This window comes from Mycolicibacterium neoaurum, assembly GCF_036946495.1.
Lineage (GTDB): Bacteria > Actinomycetota > Actinomycetes > Mycobacteriales > Mycobacteriaceae > Mycobacterium > Mycobacterium neoaurum_B.
Genome location: NZ_JAQIIX010000002.1, coordinates 504,537 through 525,223 on the forward strand (window position 1 = coordinate 504,537; position 20,687 = coordinate 525,223).

Below are 20,687 nucleotides of genomic sequence, written 5' to 3' on the forward strand. Positions count from 1 at the left end.
GGATGACGCCGCGACGCGCGGAATCTTTTGTCCGAACGGCCAACGCTCGCGATCGGCGCTAGTACGATCGGACAGTATGGGTGGCGTCCGTCTCGGCCAACTGTTGCTGGCATTGGATGCCACCCTGGTTTCACTCGTCGACGCACCGCGGGGCCTCGATCTCCCGGTGACCTCGGCAGCGCTGTTGGACCGCGATGACATCCAGCTCGGTGTGGCCCCGGCCTTCGGATCCGCCGACATCTTCTTCCTGCTCGGCATCGACAACCCGGACACCATCCGCTGGCTCGACCAGCACGGTCGCTCCCCCGTTGCCATCTTCGCCAAACACCCCAGCGCCGAAGTGATTCGGCGGGCCACCCGCGCGGGTATCGCGGTGGTGGCGGTCGAACCCCGCGCCCGGTGGGAACGGCTGTACCGATTGGTCGACCACGTCTTCGACCATCACGGCGCGGACGCCACACACGACTCGGGCACCGACCTGTTCGGCCTGGCCCAGTCGATCGCCGAGCGCACCCGCGGCATGGTCAGCATCGAGGACGCCGAATCGCATGTGCTTGCCTATTCGGCGTCCAACGAGGAGGCCGACGAATTGCGCAGGTTGTCGATCCTCGGTCGCGCCGGCCCACCTGAGCACCTGGCCTGGATCGCCAGGCGCGGCATCTTCGACGCGTTGCACGCCAAACCCGACCCGGTCCGCGTCGCCGAGCGCCCCGAGCTCGGCTTGCGGCCGCGGCTGGCCATCGGGATCTTCGGCGTCACCGGCGACGCCCGGCGCGCACCGGCGTTCCTCGGCACCATCTGGCTGCAGCAAGGTGATCGACCGCTGGCCGAGGACACCGAGGAGGTGCTGCGCGGCGCCGCGGTGTTGGCGGGGCGCCTGATCACCCGGCTGGCGGCCAAGCCCTCGGGTCACGCGACGCTGATCCAGGACGTGCTGGGTCTCACCGGGGATCCGCCCGATATCGAGACGATCAGTCGTGAGCTCGCAGTCCCGGCCCATGGACGGGCGGCCGTCATCGGCATCGAATCCGCTACCGAGGGCTCCCGACTGGCCGACGTCCTTGCTCTGAGCGCCAGCGCTTTTCGGCCCGACGCCCAGGTGACCGCGGCCGGTGGCCGGGTGTACGTACTGTTCCCGGACGCGAGCAAGGGACTTTCCTCATGGGTACGCAGCACGGTGTCCGCGCTGCGAACCGAGTTGGGTCTGGAGCTACGGGCGGTAACCGCCGCACAACTCGACGGTCTGGCCGGTGTGGCCGCGGCGCGTGGTGAGGTCGATCGGGTGCTCGACAGCGCCGCGCGCAGGCCGGGGAGCCTGGCGTCGATCACGTCCCCGGCCGAGGCACGCACGACCGTTCTGCTCGATGAGATCGTCACGATGATCACCGCCGACGAGCGCCTCGTCGATCCGCGGATCGCGGCGTTGCGCGCCGATGAACCGGTGCTGGCACACACGCTGTCGGCGTACCTGGACAGCTTCGGCGATATCGCATCGGCAGCCGCGGCGCTGCACGTGCACCCCAACACCGTGCGCTACCGGGTGCGCCGCACCGAAGGGATCCTCGGCACTTCCCTGGCCGATCCCGACGTGCGCCTGCTGCTGACCCTGAGCCTGCGTGCCACGGCCTGACCCGACTGCCCGTCATGCGGCAGGATTGCCCGGGTGAGACGTCTCCTGGTCTTGGCCGTGTCGACTTTCGCCGTGTCGACCTCGGCCATATCGATCTTGGCCGTCGGCCCGGCCGCGTCGGCGGCCCCGGCCGCACTCCCGCCGACCACCGGCGGATTCGACTATCAGCTGGGCGGAACGTCGGATACCCCCGGACTGGCGGTCGTGGTGCGGGATTCCACCGCGCTGCCGTTGGAGGGGGCCTACAACATCTGTTATCTCAACGGTTTTCAGACCCAGCCCGGATCGGACTGGGCCGATCGACATGGCTCGGCGCTCTTGCGCGACGAATCGGGCGCACCCGTCGCCGACGCCGACTGGCCCGACGAGTACATCCTGGATCCGACCACCCCGGCGCAGCGCGCCACCATCCTGGAAGTGCTCACCCCCGATCTGAATCGCTGCGCGGACAACGGATTCGATGCCGTCGAGATCGACAACCTGGACACCTTCACCCGTTTTCCGGCCATCGAGGAGGCCGGCGCACTGGAGCTGGCCCGCAGCTATATCGCGCTGGCCCACGCCCGCGGACTGGCGATCGGGCAGAAGAATGCCGCCGAACTCGCCGGGATCGGGCGCCGGCAGCTGGGTTTCGATTTCGCCGTCACCGAAGAATGCGCGGCCTTTGACGAGTGCTCCGCCTATACCAGACCGTACGGACCGCACGTGCTGCAGATCGAATACGTCGATAACCTGCCCGCGCCGTTCGCGGCGGTGTGCGCCTCGCCGGATCGGGCACCGCTGACCATCCTTCGCGACCGCGACCTCGTCCCGCCGGGTGCGGCTGGCCACGTGTATCAGCAGTGCCCGTGAGTCGCGCGCCGAGTGGCCACTTCTGACACGAGATCCGGCCTGCCGCGTGGGATAACTGGCCGCTCGGCGAACGAGGGGCTACTCGCCCAGTCGCTGCACAGCCGCGGCGATGCGCTCATCGGTGGCCGTCAACGCGACGCGCACATACTGGGCACCGGCCGGGCCGTAGAACTCGCCGGGTGCCACCAGGATGCCCCGCTGCGCCAGCCAGGCCAGGGTCTGGCGGCACGGCTCGCCGCGAGTGGCCCACAAGTACAGGCCCGCCTCGGAGTGATCGACGGTGAAGCCGGCCTCCACCAGCGCAGGCAACAGCAGTGCTCGCCGGCGTGCGTAGCGTTCGCGCTGTACGGCGATGTGTTCGTCGTCGGTCAGCGCGGCGACCATGGCCGCCTGCACCGGTCCGGGCACCATCATCCCGGCGTGCTTGCGCACCGCAAGCAGCTCGGTCACCACCGCCGGATCACCCGCGACGAATCCGGCACGATATCCGGCAAGCGACGACGTCTTGGACAACGAGTGGATGGCCAGCAGGCCCGTGTGGTCGCCGTCGCAGACCGACGGATGTAGCACCGAGAGGGGCTCGGCATCCCAGGCCAGGCCGAGGTAGCACTCATCGGAGGCGACCAGCACGCCGCGTTCGCGCGCCCAGCCCACGACCTTGCGCAGGTGGTCGACTCCAAGGACCTTGCCGGTGGGGTTGCTCGGCGAGTTCAGATAGATCAGCGCCGGGGCCTGCGGACCGATCTGGGTCAGCGAATCCGCCGCCATGACCCGCGCACCCGCCAGGCGAGCGCCGACGTCATAGGTCGGATAGGCGAGCTCGGGGATCACCACGGTGTCCTCGGCGCCCAAGCCGAGGAGTGTGGGCAGCCAGGCGATGAGCTCCTTGGTCCCGACCACCGGCAACACAGCCTCGGCCGCGACACCGGTGATACCGAACCGGCGTGTCAGCGCGTCATGGATCGCCGAACGCAACGCCGGCGTACCCGCGGTGGTCGGATATCCGGGGACACCACTGGCCTGGGCCAGCGCATCGCGGATCACCGGAGCCACCTCGTCGACCGGCGTGCCGACCGACAGGTCGACGATGCCGTCCATGTGTGCTTTCGCTGTGGCGGTGACGTCAGCCAGCGTGTCCCAGGGGAACACCGGCAAGTGGGCCGAGATGGCCGATCGTGACGCGGTCACTCGCCCTTGGGCTCGAGGTCCTTGATGGCCTGCGGATCGTTGTCGGTCTGGCCGACCTTCGACGCACCACCGGGCGAGCCGAGCTCACTGAAGAAGTCGGCGTTGCTCTGCGTGTAGCTGCTCCACTGGTCGGGCACGTCATCTTCGTAGTAGATGGCCTCGACGGGGCACACCGGTTCGCAGGCGCCGCAGTCGACGCACTCGTCCGGGTGGATGTAGAGCATCCGGCCACCCTCGTAGATGCAATCGACCGGGCACTCCTCGATGCACGCCTTGTCTTTGACATCGACGCAGGGCTCGGCAATGACGTACGTCACTGATGTTTCTCCTGTCCAGTGGGCTGCTGGTCCGGGCTTCAGTACTGGGTGGGCGCGCTGAGCGAGCGCCCGCGGGCCAGTATGAACGGCCCGTAACTGGACGTGCGTCTCAGTGTGCCCTAACTTCACACGCCGCCCATACCGCGGCGGCGTGCAGTTACTGATACTAGACGTCGCATATACAGAAGGCCTAGTCACCACGCGCAGGTTTCCGCCCTGTGCAACTTATTGCATAGGACCACCGGTACCGTCTAACCTTCGGCCATGGCTCTGCCGCACGCCATCCTCGTATCCCTCTGCGAACAGGTCGGTTCGGGCTACGAGCTGGCTCATCGCTTCGACCGCTCGATCGGGTACTTCTGGTCGGCGTCACATCAACAGATCTATCGGTCGCTGCGCGCCATGGAGGCCGACGACTGGGTGCAGGTCCGCGAGGTCGCGCAGCGCGGTCGCCCGGACAAGAAGGTGTACTCGGTGACACCGACCGGCCGGGCCGAGCTTGCTCGCTGGATCGCCGCACCCCTTTCCGGACGCGGCTCGACCGTCGCCGACCACCGCACCCGCGACCTGGCGGTCAAGATCCGAGGCTGCGAGTACGGCGATATCGACGCCGTCCGCGAGCAGGCGGTCGCGCTGCGCGCCGACCGAATGGACCTGCTGGACACCTACCGCGGCTTCGAGAAACGCCAGTTCCCCGATCCGGCCCGGCTGACCGGCACCGAGCTGCACCAGTACCTGGTGCTGCGCGGCGGCATCCGCGCCGAAGAGGGCGCCATCGAATGGTTGTCAGAAGTCCTGTCGACACTCGGAGGTGTCCAATGACGGATCCAAACACGACGTATCCAAACAAGGCGTATCCGAACCTGCTCTCACCGTTGGATCTGGGTTTCACCACCCTGCGCAATCGGGTGGTGATGGGCTCGATGCACACCGGCCTGGAGGATCGCGCCCGCGATACCGACAGGCTGGCCGCCTACTTCGCCGAACGCGCCCGCGGTGGGGTGGGCCTGATCATCACCGGCGGGTACGCGCCGAATCGGACCGGCTGGCTGTTACCGCTGGCAGCCGAGATGCGCTCGGAGTCCGATGCGCGTCGCCACCGGCGGATCACCGCGGCCGTCCGCGCCGAGGGCGGCAAGATCGCCCTACAGATCCTGCACGCCGGACGCTATGCCTACCATCCGCTTTCGGTCAGCGCCTCCTCGATCAAGGCGCCCATCAATCCGTTCCGCCCGCGGGCGCTGCGCAATGTCGAGGGCACCATCGACGATTTCGTGCGTGCCGCCCTGCTGGCCCGTTCCGCGGGGTATGACGGCGTCGAGATCATGGGCAGCGAGGGCTATCTGATCAACCAGTTCCTCGCGCCGCGAACCAACAAGCGCACCGACGCCTGGGGCGGGACACCCGAAAAGCGGCGACGTTTCGCCGTCGAGATCGTCCGCCGGGTACGCGAGGCGGTGGGCGCGGAGTTCATCATCGTCTACCGGCTGTCGATGGCCGATTATGTCGAGGACGGTCAGACCTGGGCGGAGATCGTCGCGCTGGCGAACGAGGTCGAGGCGGCGGGCGCAACGATCATCAACACCGGGATCGGCTGGCACGAGGCCCGGATCCCGACGATCGTCACCTCGGTGCCATCCGGCGCGTTCGCGGCCACCAGCAGTGCGTTGGCCGAACATGTCGACGTCCCAGTGGTGGCGTCGAACCGGATCAACATGCCCGAGGCGGCCGAGCAGATCCTGGCCGACTCGCATGTGCAGTTGATCTCGATGGCGCGTCCACTGCTCGCCGATCCGGACTGGGTACGCAAGGCCACCGAGGACGCCGCCGACCAGATCAACACCTGCATCGCCTGCAATCAGGCCTGCCTGGACCACGCGTTCGTGCACAAGACGGTGTCCTGCCTGGTGAATCCGCGTGCGGGACATGAGACGACACTGATCCTGGGACCGACGCGGCGGGCGCGCACCGTCGCGGTCGTCGGCGCCGGTCCCGCCGGACTGTCGGCCGCGGTGAGTGCGGCGCAGCGTGGACACCGCGTGACGCTTTTCGAGGCGGGGTCGACGATCGGAGGCCAGTTCGACCTCGCCCGGCGGGTGCCCGGTAAGGAGGAGTTCAACGAGACCGTGCGCTACTACACCCGGATGCTGGAGGTGCACGATGTCGACGTACGCCTGGGAGTGCGAGCGACGGTGGAGACGCTGACCGGTTTCGACGACGTGGTGCTGGCCACCGGGGTGACCGCGCGGATGCCGGGCATTCCCGGCATCGAGCATCCGATGGTGCTGACCTATGCCGAGGTGCTCGCCGGCGCGGCGGTGGGCAACGCGGTGGCGGTGATCGGGGCCGGCGGAATCGGATTCGACGTGAGCGAGTTCCTGGTCACCGACCAGTCCCCCACCCTCAACGTCAAGGAGTGGAAGGCAGAATGGGGCGCCCTCGACCCGTTCGAGGCACCCGCGGTGCGTGGTGCGCTGACCACGCCGATGCCACTCCCGCCCGCGCGCCAGGTGTTCCTGCTGCAGCGCAGCAAGGGTCCGCAGGGCCGAGGATTGGGCAAGACATCGGGCTGGGTGCACCGCGCGTCGCTGAAAGCCAAAGGTGTCGAACAGCTCTCGGGTGTGAACTATGAGCGCATCGATGACGAGGGCCTGCACATCAGCTTCGGGTCCGACCATGCGCGACCCCGGGTTCTCGCCGTCGACAACGTGGTGATCTGCGCCGGCCAGGAATCGGTGCGAGATCTCCAGGACGGCCTGCGGGCCCGCGGTGTCGAACCCCACGTCATCGGCGGCGCGGCCGTGGCCTCGGAACTGGATGCCAAGCGCGCGATCCGTCAGGGCACCGAACTGGCCGCCCGGCTGTAACTCCCGTTCCCCGCGAGCGTGCGTGTCTGCACCCCGACTCGCCGTGTCCGGGGCAGAGTTCACGCACGCTCGCGGCGGGAGTCAGGCCTGCTTGAGCGCTTCGATCTCCAGGGTGACGGTCACCTTGTCACCGACGACGGCGCCACCGGTCTCCAGCGGGGCGTCGAAATCGATCCCGAAGTCCTTGCGGTTCAGCACGACCGACGCCTCGAACCCGGCAACCGCACCGTGCCCCATACCCGGGTTGACGCCGTTGAACCGCAGATTCAGCGCGACGGGCAAGGTGGCACCCTTGAGCGTGAACTCGCCGTCGAGTACGTAGTCGTCACCGTCGGCGCGCACGCCGGTCGAGGTGAACGTCGCGGTCGGAAACTGGTCGGCGTCGAAGAAATCGGGCGCCTTCAGGTGCGCATCACGCTGCTCGTTGCGGGTGTTGATCGAGGCGATGTCGATCGTGGCGGTGACCGACGGGGTGCCGTCCTCGGCGACGGTGATGGCGCCGGCGACCGAGTCGAAGGTGCCGCGCACCTTGCTGACCATGAGATGGCGAACCGAGAAGTTCACCGAGGAGTGCACGGGATCGATCGCCCAGGTTCCGGCGGTCAGGTCGGTGGCTGCGGCTGTGGTCATGATGTCTACTCCTGTGATCGTCGGGCCGGCTTTCCGGACACCTCTCAGCCCAGTTAAACGGACCACGGTCCGATTTCATTCCACGCGATGTGCATCCGCTGGTGTCAGCCACCGGGCGATATTGCGGACATAGTCGAAGAACACGTCGAGCCGAGCCGGGTCGTCCTTGATCCCCCGGCCCGCCCGCTCGGTGACGAAGTCCGGCGCACCGCGGTCGACATCCCAGTTGTAATCGGCGAAATGGTGGAACGTCGAACAGGCCAGAGCCCGGCCGAGCACCGAACCGTCGGCGGCACGCTCACCGTCCAACGCCACCGCAAGGTTGAACACCCGTCCCGTCGTCGCACTGCAGCCCTGCGCCACCACCCGGGCGCCAGGTACCTCGGCGGTCACCAGACCCTCGTGCGGATGCGCAGGGAACCATCGGATCCGGCCCCCGGGCACCGCGTCGGTCCGGAGCAGTTCGTGACCACGGTCCAGTACCGCCTGATAGTCACCGTTGGCACCGGAATGGTAGTTCGGCCAGGAGATCTCGGGATTGTCCACATCATCGCGCAGGCCGGCCGGATCGACGCTCGCATCATGGAACCTGTTCACCGCGCCCAGCGAACCGAGTGCCGACAGACACCTGCCGAGGTCCTGATGATCGCGCGCGGTCAGCACGCCGCCGCCACGGCGCCGGAATCCGGCGATTGCCCGGCACTCACGCTCGGTCAACCCGGCCCCGGTGTCGACGGCCATCAGCCAGAGTTGGTCGAAGTCCGACCGATCCAGCCCGGCGAGCACCGGATCGTCGTCACCGCACGCCCGGTTCCGGGTGACCACCTGGTGCCCGGCGGCCCGCAGCACGTCGCCCAGCAGGCCGAAGCGCTCGACCGACCAATCCTGTGCGTCGAACGGGATCGTGGTCTGGAGCAGGATTCTGGCCATCGACCTCACTCCGTGACGCGCAAATGCGCCCGAGCGGCCAACTCGTCGGTGTCGACGAGCACGAGCATCGGCGTTCCCGGCGTGCAGAACATCGTCACGAGGAACCGGCACGGGATGTCTTCCCGATTGTTTGCGTCGCTGTAATGGATGACATCACCGCCGGGCTCCCAGAACGTCTCACCGGCGCGCACGACGCGGGGCGCCGATCCCTCAAGCTCGAAAAGCACCTCCCCGTCGAGTACATAACCGAACGCGGGTCCGCCGGGATGCTTGTGCGGGGGCGCCCCGGCGCTGCCGGGCGGATACTCGATGATCACCGTCATGGCATGTGCGCCTTGCGGTATGGCCGGCGGTGTCGCCTCGCCCACCACGGTGAGGGCATCTTCCCAACCTGGGTCGTACTTCACGATCTTCACTCCTCGGTAGTCACAGGGCGGCACCGCCGCCGGGTCACAGGGCGGCACCGCCGCCGTCGACGTGCAGTGTCGAACCTGTGATGAAACTCGACCGCGGCGAGGCGAGGAACAACACCGCCTGCGCGATCTCCATCGGGTCCGCGGTACGGCCCAACGGCATCGAGCGACCCAACTCCTCATTGGAATCACCCCACTCCGCCTGTACCCCTTCGGTTCTCGTAGGCCCCGGTGCCACGCTGTTCACCCGGATCCCCGCCGCGCCGAATTCCACGGCCCAGGTACGGGTCAGCGATTCCACCGCCGCTTTCGACGCGCTGTACGCCGACGCCCGAGCGACCCCCTTGGTGGCGACCATCGTGGTGATGTTGACGATGCTGCCGTGGCCGCGGCCCAGCATGCCGTCGGCGATCCCGGCGGTCAGGAAATACAGTCCGCGGACGTTGATTCCGAATGTCGCGTCAAAGGAGCTCAGGTCCTGGTCGACGGTAAGCGCAGCCGGGAAGTAGGCCGCGTTGTTGACCAGGATGTCGACCTCCCCCGCGCTTCGGACCAGCTGCTCCACCCCACTGGGCGTGCCGATATCGGCTTGTACGAATCGCGCCCCGAGCTGATCCGCCGCGGCCACGCCGCGCTCGGCATTGCGCCCGGCGATGACGACGGCGGCACCGGCCTCGACGAGCAACCACGCCGACGCCAGCCCGATGCCCGCGGTGCCCCCGGTGACCAGTGCCCGCTGCCCTGCCAGTTCCATCAGGCGACCTCCTGGTCGCCGGGTGCCAACGCCAGGCGCAGCCGTTGCCGTGCCCGCGACGCGCGCGACATCACCGTTCCCACCGGGATGTCCATGATGGTGGCGATCTCGGCGTAGGTGTAGCCCTCGACGAACGCATAGAACAACACGTTTGTGAACCCGTCCGGCAGCTCGCCGAGGGCATCGCTGAGCTCGGGGTGCGCCAGCGCGCTCAGCACCTCGGCCTCGGCCGACACGTGGGCGGCCGTGCGTGCCAGCATCCGATCGCTAATCCCGTCGACCGGTGTCTCGGTCGGTCGACGTTGTTGGGCACGGTGGTTGCTGACCCACCGGTTGTACATGATCTTGAACAGCCACGCCTTGAGATTGGTGCCGTGCTGGAACCGCGGATATCCCGCATAGGCGTGTAACAACGTGTCCTGCAACAGATCCTCGGCGTCGGCCTCGGACCGGGTCAGCCGGCGGGCACCACGATGCAGCATCTCCAGCAGCGGACGGGTCTCCGCCGCAAAACGTACCGACAGGTGTGGGTCGGGTACTGATGTCAGTGTCATATCGGACCGCCCCTACCGGTGCACCGGCGCGGAATCGGCCAGCCAGTCGGCGAACCGGGTGCCGAAGACCGTCGCCTCGGCACCGGCAACCAGCGTGGTGTCATCGAGCACCACCCCGAAGTAGGGGGCCGCACGGTCGGTGACGACCTCGCGGTCATCGCCGCTCGCCCGCAGCTGCAGGCTCACAAGCTCGTCGAGTCCGATGCGTTCGGGTCCGCACACCTCGACGATGGCATCGGCGGATTGACCTACCGCGACACCGGCCACTGCGGTCGCGACATCGTCGGCGGCCATCGGCTGGCTCGCCGCCGAGGTGATCCGAACCGTCCCGCCGACTGTGGCCGAATCGGCGATGCGGCCGACGAATTCGAAGAACTGGGTGGCCCGCACGATGGTGAACGGGATGCCCCCGTCCCGGATCAACCTCTCCTGGGCAAGTTTCGCCCGGAAGTAGCCGCTGTCCTGGAGCCGATCGGTCCCCACCACCGACAGGGCGACGTAGTGCGATACGCCAACGGCCCTCGCCGCGGCCAGCACGTTGTTTCCGGCACGGGTGAAGAAGTCCAGCGCAGGCCCATCCTCGAAGGACGGCGAGTTCGCGACGTCGACGATGACTTCCGCGCCGGTCAGCGCATCGGCCAGACCATCGCCGGTCAGGATGTCGACCCCCGAGGCCGGGGATGCCGGCAGCACGTCGTGGCCCTGCCTGCCGAGTTCGGTGACCACCCTCGAGCCGATGAGCCCGGTGCCACCGATAACCACGATTTTCACAAGTTCCTCCAGTTCCGAGTCATTCTTCGGAAACCAGCGTGTCCCGGTGCACCACCGCACCGAGCCCTTGAAAGTCCGTAGTCTCTCCGACTACGTGGTCAGCGGGCGACCGTGCGCAACTGCCGGCGCGACCTGATACCCAGCTTCACGAACACCTTGCGCAGATGCCACTCCACGGTGTGGGTGCTGATGAACAGCTGCGCGCCGATCTCGGCGTTGGTCAACCCATCGGCGGCCAGCGCGGCGATCTGTGCCTCCTGCGCGGTGAGCGCATCCCCGGCACCGAACTGTCGGGCACGCACCTTCTCGCCGACCGCCACCAACTCGCGACGCGTCCGTTCCGCGAACGCTTGCGCGCCCATCGCGGTGAACAGTTCGTGTGCGGCACCGAGTTGATGGCGCGCGTCGGTCCGGCGGTTTGCCCGGCGAAGCCACTCACCGTAGGACAGCCGCACCCGGGACAGGAGCAACCGGATACCGACCCGATCCAATCGTTCGATCGCGTCGAGAAACTTCGCCTCGGCAGCGGTGTCATCGGCCACCAGTGCCCGCGCGGCCGATGCCGCACCGTGGCCCCACTGGGTGCCGCCTGCGGTGGCACGTTCGACGAATCTCGGCAGGGCCGCAGTGGCGGTGGTCCGGTCGCCGACGTGCACCGCCGCCTCGATCAGTTCGTACAGACCCCAGCTGTGGAACCCGAGATCCTCGTACTCGCAACAGTGCCGGGCGGCGGCCAACGCTTCGGCATACCGGCCGAGCCCGTTGTTCAGTACCGCGCCACAGAACGCCGCCAGACCGCTCAGCCGACCTTCACCACGAGCCGCCCCCGCGGTGCCGGCACTCTCGATGAGTTCGATGGCCTCCTCGGGCACACCTCGCCAGGCAGCAACATTGAGCGAGTGATATCGCACGGGTACCTGCCCCATGGCGGTACTCATGGCCGCGGCTTCCTCCAGAACATCTGCGGCAACGCCGAACTCACCGCGATAGAAGTGCACGCCGGCCCGGTAGCCCAGCGCCGGCGGCAGCGCGGCCACGGCTCCGAGGTCACGCGCGCGACGCACGGTGTCGGTAGCGATGCGTTCGAGCACCGCGTCGTCCCACAGCTCGTGGGCTGCCGATTCCTGGATCACCGGGGACGGCCAGTACAGCCACCGGGCCGGGTTGTGCTCCGCATCGGCGTTCCACATGTCCAGTGCGGCGATCAGTTCCGTCGATCCGGCACCGGGACCATCGATGATCCGCGCGCACATCCCCGCGAGGAGACGATCGATGGACCGAGCCGGATCGACGGCCTTCCGTGCGGCCTCGGCACCCTCGGTGGCCACCTCCGCCAGCAGCTTCGGCGGGCCCAACCGTCCGGCGTACATCGCCGCCGCGAGCGCCTCCAGATAGGTTTCCCTGGCGAGTTCGTCGTCGAGGCCGTTCAAACCACGGGCGGCGGTCAGTAGTCCCTCGGCGGCCTCGGCGACGGTGGGCGCACCCGCCGCCGCCGTCCGGCTACGGACGAAGTCCATCTGCGCCCGCATCCGCACCACCAGAGCCTTCTGCACCGGCTCCAGCGGCGCGGAGTCCGTCATCGCCAGCAGCGCGTAGGCCGAATCCGGCTCGGCCACCTCACGTTTGGCCTGGGCGGCGGCGATGGCACGCGCTCCGCGAAGGTGCGGATCCCTGGTGAGCACCGCCGCGCGTTCCAGGAAGGCGGCAGCGGCCGCCATGCCGCCGCGTCGCTGTGCGCGACCGGCGGATGCCTCCAGTTCGGCCGCCACCGCATCATCGGGCCCCGCCGCGGCATTGGCGGCGTGCCAGGCCCGCCGGTCCGGATCGGCCTGCGGGTCCGTCGCCCGCGCCAGCGCGCGATGGACGCCGCGGCGTTCGCCGAGGTCGGCGGCCCGGTAGGCCGCCGAACGCATCAGCGGGTGGGCGAACCGGACCCGGGTCCCGAGTTCGATCATGCCCGCCACCTCGGCGGGACCCAGCTCATCGACGGGTATGCCCAAAAGAGCTGCGGCGCGCAGGAACAACGCCGCATCACCGACCGGCTCGGCAGCGGCGAGCAACAGCAGCTGCCGAGTTGGCATCGGCAGCCGTTGGATGCGTGCAACGTATCCGTCCTCGAGGGCGGCTGTCGAGGAACGTCGACCGGAAATCCAGAAGCCACCGGCCAATTCGGCGGCCGAGACACTGCGCGGCACATCGAGGAGCGCCAAGGGCACCCCGCGGGTTTCCGCGACGATACGATCGCGCACCAGCGGATCGATACCGCCGATCATGATCGACTCCAGCAGTTCGCGTGCGGCGGCATCACCGAGTCCGGTGACCGGGTGCTCGGGCAACCCGGCGAGCACGTCGGGGTGACCGTCGCGGATGGCGAACACCATGGCCACCGGCTCTGCCAACAGTCGTCGTGCGACGAACGCCAACACCTGCACCGACACCGTGTCGAGCCATTGCGCATCGTCGATCAGGCACAGGACGGGCTGGGTGGCCGAGGCGCCCGCCAGCAGGCTCAGTACTGCCAATCCCACCAGGAACCGGTCGGGTGGCGGCCCGGTGCCGTATCCGAATGCGACCTCCAGAGCGGCGCGCTGCGGTATCGGCAACGTCGCGATGTCGGCGAGTAGCGGCGTGCACAGCTGTTGCAGCCCGGCGAAGGCGAGTTCCATATCGGACTCCACACCGGCCAATCGGAGCAGGCTGAATCCGGTTGCGTTGCAGGCCATCTGGTCCAGCAGCGCAGTCTTGCCCACGCCCGCCTCACCGCGCAGCACCAGCACCCGGCTCCGGCCCGACCGCGCGTCGAGGGTGAGGGCGTCGAGGATCGCGGCATCACGCTCGCGGCCGCGCAGCCTCTCCGACATAGCCGTCGATGGTAACGACTCCACGCCACTGTCGGATCGGGGATGAGTCCACGGCCGTGCGTGCGTTCGACCGACCAGAAGTGTGCAGCCCGCACCTTCGTGAGCATCGGAGAAATCATGAGCGTGGACAACCTCACCCGCAGCGACAACGGCCTCGACGAGCTGGTGCCGTCGCGGTACGCCCTGAAGATCGGCGATATCGACGTGTTGATCATCAGCGACGGCGTACTGCCGATCACGGCATCCACCATGGCCACCAACGCCGAACCGGCCGAGTACTCGGCGTGGCTGAAGGACATGTTCCTCCCGCCGGAGATCCTGGACTGGCCCCTCAACGTCGCCGTGGTGCGCAGCGGGAGCCGGACCATCCTGATCGATTCCGGTCTCGGCACCGAGTTCCCGGACTTCCCACGGGCGGGCCAACTGGGTATGCGACTGTCCGCGGCGGGGGTCGAACCCTCCTCGGTCACCGATGTGGTGCTGACCCACCTGCACATGGACCATATCGGGGGTCTGCTGGTCGACGGGCTGCGCAACAAGCTCCGTCCCGACCTGCGCGTGCACGTTGCCGCCGCCGAGGCGGAGTTCTGGCAGTCCCCGGACTTCTCCCGCACCGTCATGCCCGCGTCGATACCGCCCGTACTCCGACGGACCGCCGCCCAGTTCCTCGACCTCTATCGCGGGCAACTGCGCACCTTCGAGGACGTCTACGAGGTGGCGCCGGGAGTTGTGTTGCGGCGCACGGGCGGACACACCCCAGGGCACAGCGTCGTGCGTATCGAATCCGGCGGCGAGGCGCTGACGTTCGCCGGTGACGCGGTGTTCCAGCCGGGATTCGACAACCCCGAATGGCAGAACGGTTTCGAACACGACCCCGAGGAGGCGACCCGGGTCCGGATTGCGCTGTTGGCCGATCTGGCGGCCAGTGGTGAACTGCTGGTGGCCACCCACCTTCCGTTCCCGTCGCTGTGCCATGTGTCCGCGCACGGCGGGACATTCCGCTTCGTCCCGGTGACCTGGGACTACTGACGGCCTGGCGCCTGCGGCCGGGTGGGCTACTCGGCGATGACACCCCACTTCGCCTCGGCTCCCGAGTGCCCGATCAGCACCACGCCGACCGTCGAGGACACACCGACCACCACGGCAAGGATCGCCACTCCTACCGCGAGCCCGCGACTCGGTCGCTCCGCGCGCGACTCCCGCACATGCTGAACCGCCTGCAAGATCGCCACGACCAACAACCCGATCGCGAAGTAGATCATCCACTCGCCGCGCTCCTCATGCAGCTCGAGGATCGCGCTGTGCTCAGCTTCGCGGTTGTACAGCCACTCACCCGCTGACGTCGTCAGCGGTGTGAGCACCGTGACGCCGGCAGCCAGGGCCAGCACCAGCCACACCAGACGAGTGCGGGCGGCCCGCCAGAACGCACAGAGGATGAGCAACGCGGCTGTCAACGGGGCCAGCACCACGACACCGTGCACCAGCAGGGCATGAGCGGGAATTCCGGCAAGAGTGGTCATGGTGTCGCTCCTCGGATATGCGCATCCAGAAGATACCCCCTCAGACCGCCGAGCGACGCACCAAACACCTTTTCCGGCAACACGATCCGACACAGGCAAGGCTACGCTCACCCCGCCCGGCCGGGTCGGTGATCACGCCGCCAGCGGGGTGTAGTCGGTGGTGCGCTGCCGGGCCGGCCTACCGATACCCTCGGCGATGGCGACGAGTTCGGCGACGGTCTTGGCCGACCCGTTCTCTGAACCGGCCATCCGCGAGATGGTCTCTTCCATCAGCGTTCCGCCGAGATCGTTCGCCCCGCCGTTGAGCATCACCTGGGTTCGCTCGACACCCAGCTTGACCCAGCTGGTCTGGATGCTGGGAATCCTGCCGTGCAACATGATTCGCGCCAACGCATGCACGGCACGGTTGTCGCGGTGCGTCGGCCCCGGCCGCGCACCACCGGCCAGGTACAGCGGCGAGGACTGGTGCACGAAGGGCAACGGAACGAACTCGGTGAAACCGCCGGTGCGATCCTGGATATCGCGCAACACGTTCAGGTGACCCACCCAGTGCTTGGGGGTGTCGACATGGCCGTACATCATCGTCGAACTCGACCGTAGACCCACCTCGTGCGCGGTGGTGACGACGTCGATCCACTCCGCGGCAGGCAGCTTGCCCTTGGTCAGCACCCAGCGGATCTCGTCATCGAGAATCTCCGCGGCCGTCCCCGGGATCGAGCCGAGACCCGCCGCGCGCAACTCGGTGAGCCACTCACGCACCGACAGCCCGCTACGGGTGACACCGTTGGCGATCTCCATCGGCGAGAACGCGTGCACGTGCATCGAGGGCACCCTGGCCTTGACCGCGCGCACCAGATCCGCGTACCCGGTGACCGGGAGCTCGGGATCGATTCCACCCTGCATGCACACCTCGGTGGCACCGGCGACGTGCGCCTCCCATGCCCGGTCGGCGACCTCGTCGGTGGACAGCGAGAAGGCATCGGCATCGCCCTTGCGCTGCGCGAACGCGCAGAATCGGCAGCCGGTGTAGCAGATATTGGTGAAGTTGATATTCCGGTTGATCACGAAGGTGACGTCATCGCCGACCACCTCGCGGCGCAGCGAATCCGCCAGCGCAGCAACGGCATCCAGCGCCGGTCCGTCGGCAGTGGCCAACGCCAGGTACTCGTCGTCGGTGCAACCGCCCGGGTTGCGTTCGGCCGAGCGCAACGCCGCCAACACATCGGTGTCGATGCGTTCGGGTGCGCGCGCAGCGAGCTCGGACACCTTCTCCCGGATGGACTCCCAATCCCCGAACGCACTGTCGAGGTCACTGCGGGTGTCGGTGCGCCGACCCTCCGAATCGATGGCCGTGTGCAAATCCGTGCGGCCCAACGACTCCGAGGCCTCGTCGGGTTCCTGCCAGGGCCGCCCCGCGGGGTTGACGTCGCGGGCCAGACCGGTGTCCGGGTCGGCCAGCGCGTCGACATGCCCACGCACCCGCGGGTCGATCCATGCCGCGCCCGCCTGCACGTACTGCGGCTGCGCGGTCAACCGCTGCACCAGGTCGTAGCCGGCCTCGGCGGTGACGGCCGCCAGATCGTCGAGATTAGGCCACGGTCGCTCCGGGTTCACGTGGTCCGGCGTCAGCGGGGACACCCCGCCCCAGTCGTCGACACCGGCACCGATCAGTGCCAGGCACTCCGCCGGCGACACCAGATTCGGCGGCGCCTGGATGCGCATCTTGGGCCCGAGTACCAGCCGCGTCACCGCGATGGTCGCCACGAAATCGTCGATGCCCGCATCGGGGGCCCCGGCCATGGCCGTGTGGTCCTTGGCCCGGAAGTTCTGCACGATCACTTCCTGAACGTGACCGAATTCCTTGTGCGACTTACGAATCGCATGCATGGTCTCGGCGCGCTCGGTGAGTGTCTCGCCGATACCAACCAGCAGGCCTGTGGTGAACGGGATGGAGAGCCTGCCGGCGTCATCGAGGGTCCGCAACCGGACCGCGGGGTCCTTGTCCGGGCTGCCGTAGTGGGCCAGCCCCTTGGTCTCGAACAGCCGCCGCGAGGTGGTCTCCAGCATCATGCCCATCGACGGCGCGACGGGCTTGAGCCGGGACAGTTCGGTCCAGCTCATGACCCCCGGATTGAGGTGCGGTAGCAGGCCCGTCTCCTCCAGCACCCGGATGGCCATCGCCCGGACATAGTCCAGGGTGGAGTCGTAGCCGCGCTCGTCGAGCCACTGAGCGGCTTCGTCCCACCGGGCCTCAGGGCGATCTCCCAGGGTGAAAAGCGCTTCCTTACAACCCAGCTCCGCGCCCCGGCGTGCCACGTCGAGGATCTCGTCGGGCTCCATGAACATGCCCTTGCCCTCGGCACGCAACTTGCCAGGCACCGTCACGAAGGTGCAGTAGTGGCATTTGTCGCGACACAGATGGGTGATGGGGATGAAGACCTTGCGCGAGTAGCTGACCGGCAGCCGGCCGGTCCCGCCGCGCCGGCCGGCCGATTCCAGACCGGCGTCACGGACCCGGGCCGCGCTGGCACATAGGTCGGCCAGGTCGTCACCGCGGGCGGTCATCGCGATGGCCGCCTCGTCCACGTTGAGCGTCACCCCGTCGCGGGCGCGGCGCAGTACACGCCGCAGCGCGGACGGATTCGACTTCGGCGGTACCACCGGGCTGGGCAGATCGGAGCCGTGCTGGGGGTTCAGAGCCACTCCGGTGTAACCCCGCTGTCGGCGCGGATCATCCGCGCGTCTCACTATCTGAAACAGCTGCCACTGGCATAGGGGTCACGATAGCCTCCGACGAGACACCCCGACGCGACCCGTCCGCGGAATACCTCCCAGCTTGCTGACTTGCGCGTAAGTTATCCGACGTCGGGACCGATTCTCAGGAGCTGTCATGCGGTTACGCGTTCGTCCTTATCTGATGGCAGGCGTCGCGGTGGTGGCCGCAGGCAGCATCTCCTTCCCGTCATCGGTGACACCGGCGGGCGCACCGGCCGTCCGCCACGACAGCGTCGCGCTGACCGCGCAGGCACGATCCTTCGACGCACTGCCGGCCGCTTTGGTGGCGGTCCGGCCCACGACACCCGATTCCGGCCCGACCGAGCTTCCGAAGCTGCTGGCCGAGGCACTGGACGCCGCACCGCCTGCGCAGGCGAGTGCGCTGGCCCTGCCGGGACTCGGAAACGCGATCATCGATGCCTATTACACGGTGATGCCCTGGGTGGACTGGGGCGTGAACCTTGCGGTGTACGCGACCGAATGGATCCCGCTGGTCAACCTGTTGACCCCGCAGATCGACATCTTCTACTACTCCCTGATCCGGCCGATCATCACCAGCGGCGTGTTCAACTTCGCCTACTGGGTCGGCGGGGCCATCGACTTCAGCCAGGCACTGACGAACTTCTTCAACGAGTCGGTGGCTGCGGCAGGCAACTTCGTCAATACCGAGATCGACTGGTTCCTGAGCTTCCTGCCCCCGCTGCCACCGTTCTTCCCGCTGGCCGCGGCATCCCAGGCCGTGATGGCCGTCGAGGGTGCACGCACCGCGGTGCAGATCCCGGCCGACCCCGAGTCCAGCCCGGAGTCTTCGGACGAGCAACAGAGCGAGCCGAACGAGACCGCGACACCAACCCCCACGCCTGACCCGACGAGCCAGGACCCGACGACACCGGAGCAGACACCCGCACCGCAGGCCCCCGTCGAGACCACCGCGCAGCCCGGTATCACCCCGGAAACATCCGAAGGGGTCCACGAGGAGGGCTTCACCGAGCAGTCCGGCGAGCAGCAGGAAGAGGACCTGCGCGACACGCTGCGCGACGAGCTCCGCAAAGAACTGCGCGAGCAGGCCGCCCAGGAGTCGAGTGACCTCGGCGCGGACGATATCGGCGACACCACCGAGACGGGCAGCAACGCCGGTGGCGTCGTCGAGAACGCCGGCGATGACGGCCCGAAGCCCGCAGACACCACGACCACGCCGGCCGATCGTGCCCCCGGGAACAGCGCGTCGGACACCGGGGGTTCGGAAAGCTGACCTGCGGTCAGAGGTGGCGACGCAGCACTGCCGCCGGCGGCAGTAGGCCGCCGACGATCAGCAGGAGCACCGCGTAGGCCATCACGCCCGCGCCGTCGAACACCACGTCCCCGCCCGGGCCACCGAGCGCCAGCCCCAGCACGGTCACCAGCCAGGCCCACATCGGCGCGGCCGCGAGCCGCGGCGAGGATGTCCACTGCAAGGCCACCCAGACCAGCGCCGCATTGACCGCACCGCTGATCACCACGGTGATCGGGAAGGGCACCGTGCCGATGCGCAGCGGGAGGAAGAACGCCGAAATCAGCGCCGTCAGCACGCCATCGAGGGTGAGCACACCGAGGACGACGGGCGGCAGCCAGGCCGGCCCGTCCGCACGATCGGCCCTCAGGTCGGGATGCTGTCGAGCAGTGCGACCAGCGAGCCGACGACCCACTGGAAGTTGTCGGCGCGATCCTGCTGATGCTGCAGGTTGGGATCCAAGTCCGGGTCCATGACGCTGACCATACCGCGTCCGCGCCCGGCTATTGCAGATTCAGCCCGGCCAACAGATCGGATTCGACACCGTCGGCACCTGGTTCGCCCGCTGCCAGGACGTAATGCTCGATACCCCACAGCGGCAGCGCGATCTTGTTCGACAACGCCAGGGAGTGCCCGTCCGGAGCCACCATCACCTGGGTGGCGTGCGCCCGCAGGGCCGCGGCCTTGGCCGGTAGGTGGTCGGTCGCGTCGATCACGGCGTCGACCTGATCGTCGGGGAATCCGAAGGTGAAGTCCTCGGCCTTGATGACGACCCAATCCTCGGGAGGGGTGCCGATATTGCGGAATCCTTCGATGAATCCGGACACCGCCATCACCGTCCAATAGAACTTCGGCACCGCCCACCCCGCCTCGGCGGACGCGGCGACGGCGGCGGCGCTGACCTCGTGCACCCGGATATGGTCGGGATGGCCGTATCCGCCGTTGGGGTCGTAGCCGACGACCACATGCGGACGGAACTCGGTGATGATCGCGACGAGCTCTGCCACCGGATCGGCCAACGGGGCCGCCACGAAGCTCTGCCTGTGCCGTGCCGGCGTGCCCGGCATGCCGGAGTCCCGCCAGCGGCCCGCTCCGCCGAGATAGTGCGGGGCTCCGACGCCGAGAGCGGCCAGCGCCGCGGTCAACTCGCCGACCCGGTAGCCCCCGAGTTGATCGGCGTGGTCGACCGCCAATCCGGCCCACTCCTCGCCGATGACCTCGCCCTCCTCGCCCATCGTGCAGGTGACCACCCGCACGTCGGCACCGGCGGCGGCATACTTCGCGATCGTCGCTCCGGTGGTCAGCGATTCGTCATCGGGATGGGCATGAACAAAGAGAAGCCGCGGCGTTTCCAC

The 20,687-nt window shown here is 68.0% G+C and carries 19 protein-coding genes; 6 read left to right on the top strand and 13 right to left on the bottom strand.

The features are described 5' to 3' along the window. The first annotated feature begins 76 nt into the window (after nt 1–76). Nucleotides 77–1,630: a PucR family transcriptional regulator gene (locus tag PGN27_RS07800; protein ID WP_335325640.1), complete on the top strand. Its 1,554-nt coding sequence runs from the start codon at nt 77–79 to the stop codon at nt 1,628–1,630. Between the two features lie 33 nt (nt 1,631–1,663). Further along, entirely contained in the window at nt 1,664–2,482 is an 819-nt protein-coding gene (locus tag PGN27_RS07805) for an endo alpha-1,4 polygalactosaminidase (protein WP_335325641.1), read from the top strand. Between the two features lie 78 nt (nt 2,483–2,560). Here the strand turns inward: PGN27_RS07805 and dapC are convergent, their stop codons facing one another. Both dapC and fdxA read right to left on the bottom strand, forming a co-directional pair. Continuing rightward, nucleotides 2,561–3,649: a succinyldiaminopimelate transaminase gene (dapC, locus tag PGN27_RS07810; RefSeq protein ID WP_335328666.1), complete on the bottom strand. Its 1,089-nt coding sequence runs from the start codon at nt 3,647–3,649 to the stop codon at nt 2,561–2,563. A 17-nt stretch (nt 3,650–3,666) separates the two neighbouring features. Further along, complete coding sequence (gene fdxA, locus PGN27_RS07815; protein WP_019510504.1) at nt 3,667–3,987, bottom strand: ferredoxin; 321 nt, start codon at nt 3,985–3,987, stop codon at nt 3,667–3,669. 264 nt (nt 3,988–4,251) lie between these two features. Here fdxA and PGN27_RS07820 point away from each other — a divergent pair, with 264 nt between their 5' ends. Both PGN27_RS07820 and PGN27_RS07825 read left to right on the top strand, forming a co-directional pair. Continuing rightward, nucleotides 4,252–4,809, top strand: coding sequence for a PadR family transcriptional regulator (locus PGN27_RS07820; RefSeq protein WP_335325642.1), 558 nt, complete (start codon nt 4,252–4,254; stop codon nt 4,807–4,809). After that, entirely contained in the window at nt 4,806–6,854 is a 2,049-nt protein-coding gene (locus tag PGN27_RS07825) for an FAD-dependent oxidoreductase (RefSeq protein ID WP_335325643.1), read from the top strand. Before PGN27_RS07820 ends, PGN27_RS07825 begins: the two co-directional genes overlap by 4 nt. A gap of 81 nt (nt 6,855–6,935) precedes the next feature. Here PGN27_RS07825 and PGN27_RS07830 read toward each other — a convergent pair whose 3' ends face one another. From PGN27_RS07830 to PGN27_RS07860, 7 genes are all read right to left on the bottom strand, one after another. Then, entirely contained in the window at nt 6,936–7,484 is a 549-nt protein-coding gene (locus PGN27_RS07830) for a YceI family protein (protein WP_030136166.1), read from the bottom strand. Nucleotides 7,485–7,559: 75 nt separating this feature from the next. Then, nucleotides 7,560–8,414, bottom strand: a complete 855-nt coding sequence (locus PGN27_RS07835) for a hypothetical protein (protein ID WP_335325644.1) — start codon at nt 8,412–8,414, stop codon at nt 7,560–7,562. Between the two features lie 5 nt (nt 8,415–8,419). Further along, entirely contained in the window at nt 8,420–8,821 is a 402-nt protein-coding gene (locus PGN27_RS07840; RefSeq protein WP_335325645.1) for a cupin domain-containing protein, read from the bottom strand. Between the two features lie 43 nt (nt 8,822–8,864). Next, nucleotides 8,865–9,581: an SDR family NAD(P)-dependent oxidoreductase gene (locus PGN27_RS07845; protein ID WP_335325646.1), complete on the bottom strand. Its 717-nt coding sequence runs from the start codon at nt 9,579–9,581 to the stop codon at nt 8,865–8,867. Further along, nucleotides 9,581–10,135: a sigma-70 family RNA polymerase sigma factor gene (locus tag PGN27_RS07850; protein WP_030136170.1), complete on the bottom strand. Its 555-nt coding sequence runs from the start codon at nt 10,133–10,135 to the stop codon at nt 9,581–9,583. The genes PGN27_RS07845 and PGN27_RS07850 overlap by 1 nt, the downstream gene beginning before the upstream one ends. Before the next feature lie 12 nt (nt 10,136–10,147). Continuing rightward, nucleotides 10,148–10,906, bottom strand: a complete 759-nt coding sequence (locus tag PGN27_RS07855) for an SDR family oxidoreductase (RefSeq protein ID WP_335325647.1) — start codon at nt 10,904–10,906, stop codon at nt 10,148–10,150. Between the two features lie 98 nt (nt 10,907–11,004). Continuing rightward, nucleotides 11,005–13,767 (bottom strand): helix-turn-helix transcriptional regulator, encoded by a 2,763-nt coding sequence (locus PGN27_RS07860; RefSeq protein ID WP_335325648.1) that lies wholly within the window; start codon nt 13,765–13,767, stop codon nt 11,005–11,007. Between the two features lie 117 nt (nt 13,768–13,884). Between PGN27_RS07860 and PGN27_RS07865 the strand changes: the two genes are divergently transcribed. Continuing rightward, nucleotides 13,885–14,796, top strand: coding sequence for an MBL fold metallo-hydrolase (locus PGN27_RS07865; protein ID WP_335325649.1), 912 nt, complete (start codon nt 13,885–13,887; stop codon nt 14,794–14,796). A gap of 26 nt (nt 14,797–14,822) precedes the next feature. On the opposite strand, the gene PGN27_RS07870 is transcribed toward PGN27_RS07865, so the two are convergent. Next, a complete protein-coding gene (locus tag PGN27_RS07870) occupies nt 14,823–15,287 on the bottom strand; it encodes a DUF2231 domain-containing protein (RefSeq protein ID WP_335325650.1) in 465 nt (154 codons plus the stop codon). A gap of 132 nt (nt 15,288–15,419) precedes the next feature. Beyond that, the gene (locus PGN27_RS07875) at nt 15,420–17,990 is read right to left on the bottom strand and encodes a bifunctional FO biosynthesis protein CofGH (RefSeq protein WP_335325651.1); all 2,571 of its coding nucleotides are present in this window, start codon (nt 17,988–17,990) and stop codon (nt 15,420–15,422) included. A 187-nt stretch (nt 17,991–18,177) separates the two neighbouring features. Between PGN27_RS07875 and PGN27_RS07880 the strand changes: the two genes are divergently transcribed. Then, complete coding sequence (locus PGN27_RS07880) at nt 18,178–19,314, top strand: hypothetical protein (RefSeq protein WP_335325652.1); 1,137 nt, start codon at nt 18,178–18,180, stop codon at nt 19,312–19,314. A 7-nt stretch (nt 19,315–19,321) separates the two neighbouring features. On the opposite strand, the gene PGN27_RS07885 is transcribed toward PGN27_RS07880, so the two are convergent. Next, entirely contained in the window at nt 19,322–19,747 is a 426-nt protein-coding gene (locus PGN27_RS07885; RefSeq protein ID WP_418888568.1) for a hypothetical protein, read from the bottom strand. Between the two features lie 88 nt (nt 19,748–19,835). Further along, nucleotides 19,836–20,687, bottom strand: a complete 852-nt coding sequence (mshB, locus tag PGN27_RS07890) for an N-acetyl-1-D-myo-inositol-2-amino-2-deoxy-alpha-D-glucopyranoside deacetylase (protein ID WP_335325653.1) — start codon at nt 20,685–20,687, stop codon at nt 19,836–19,838.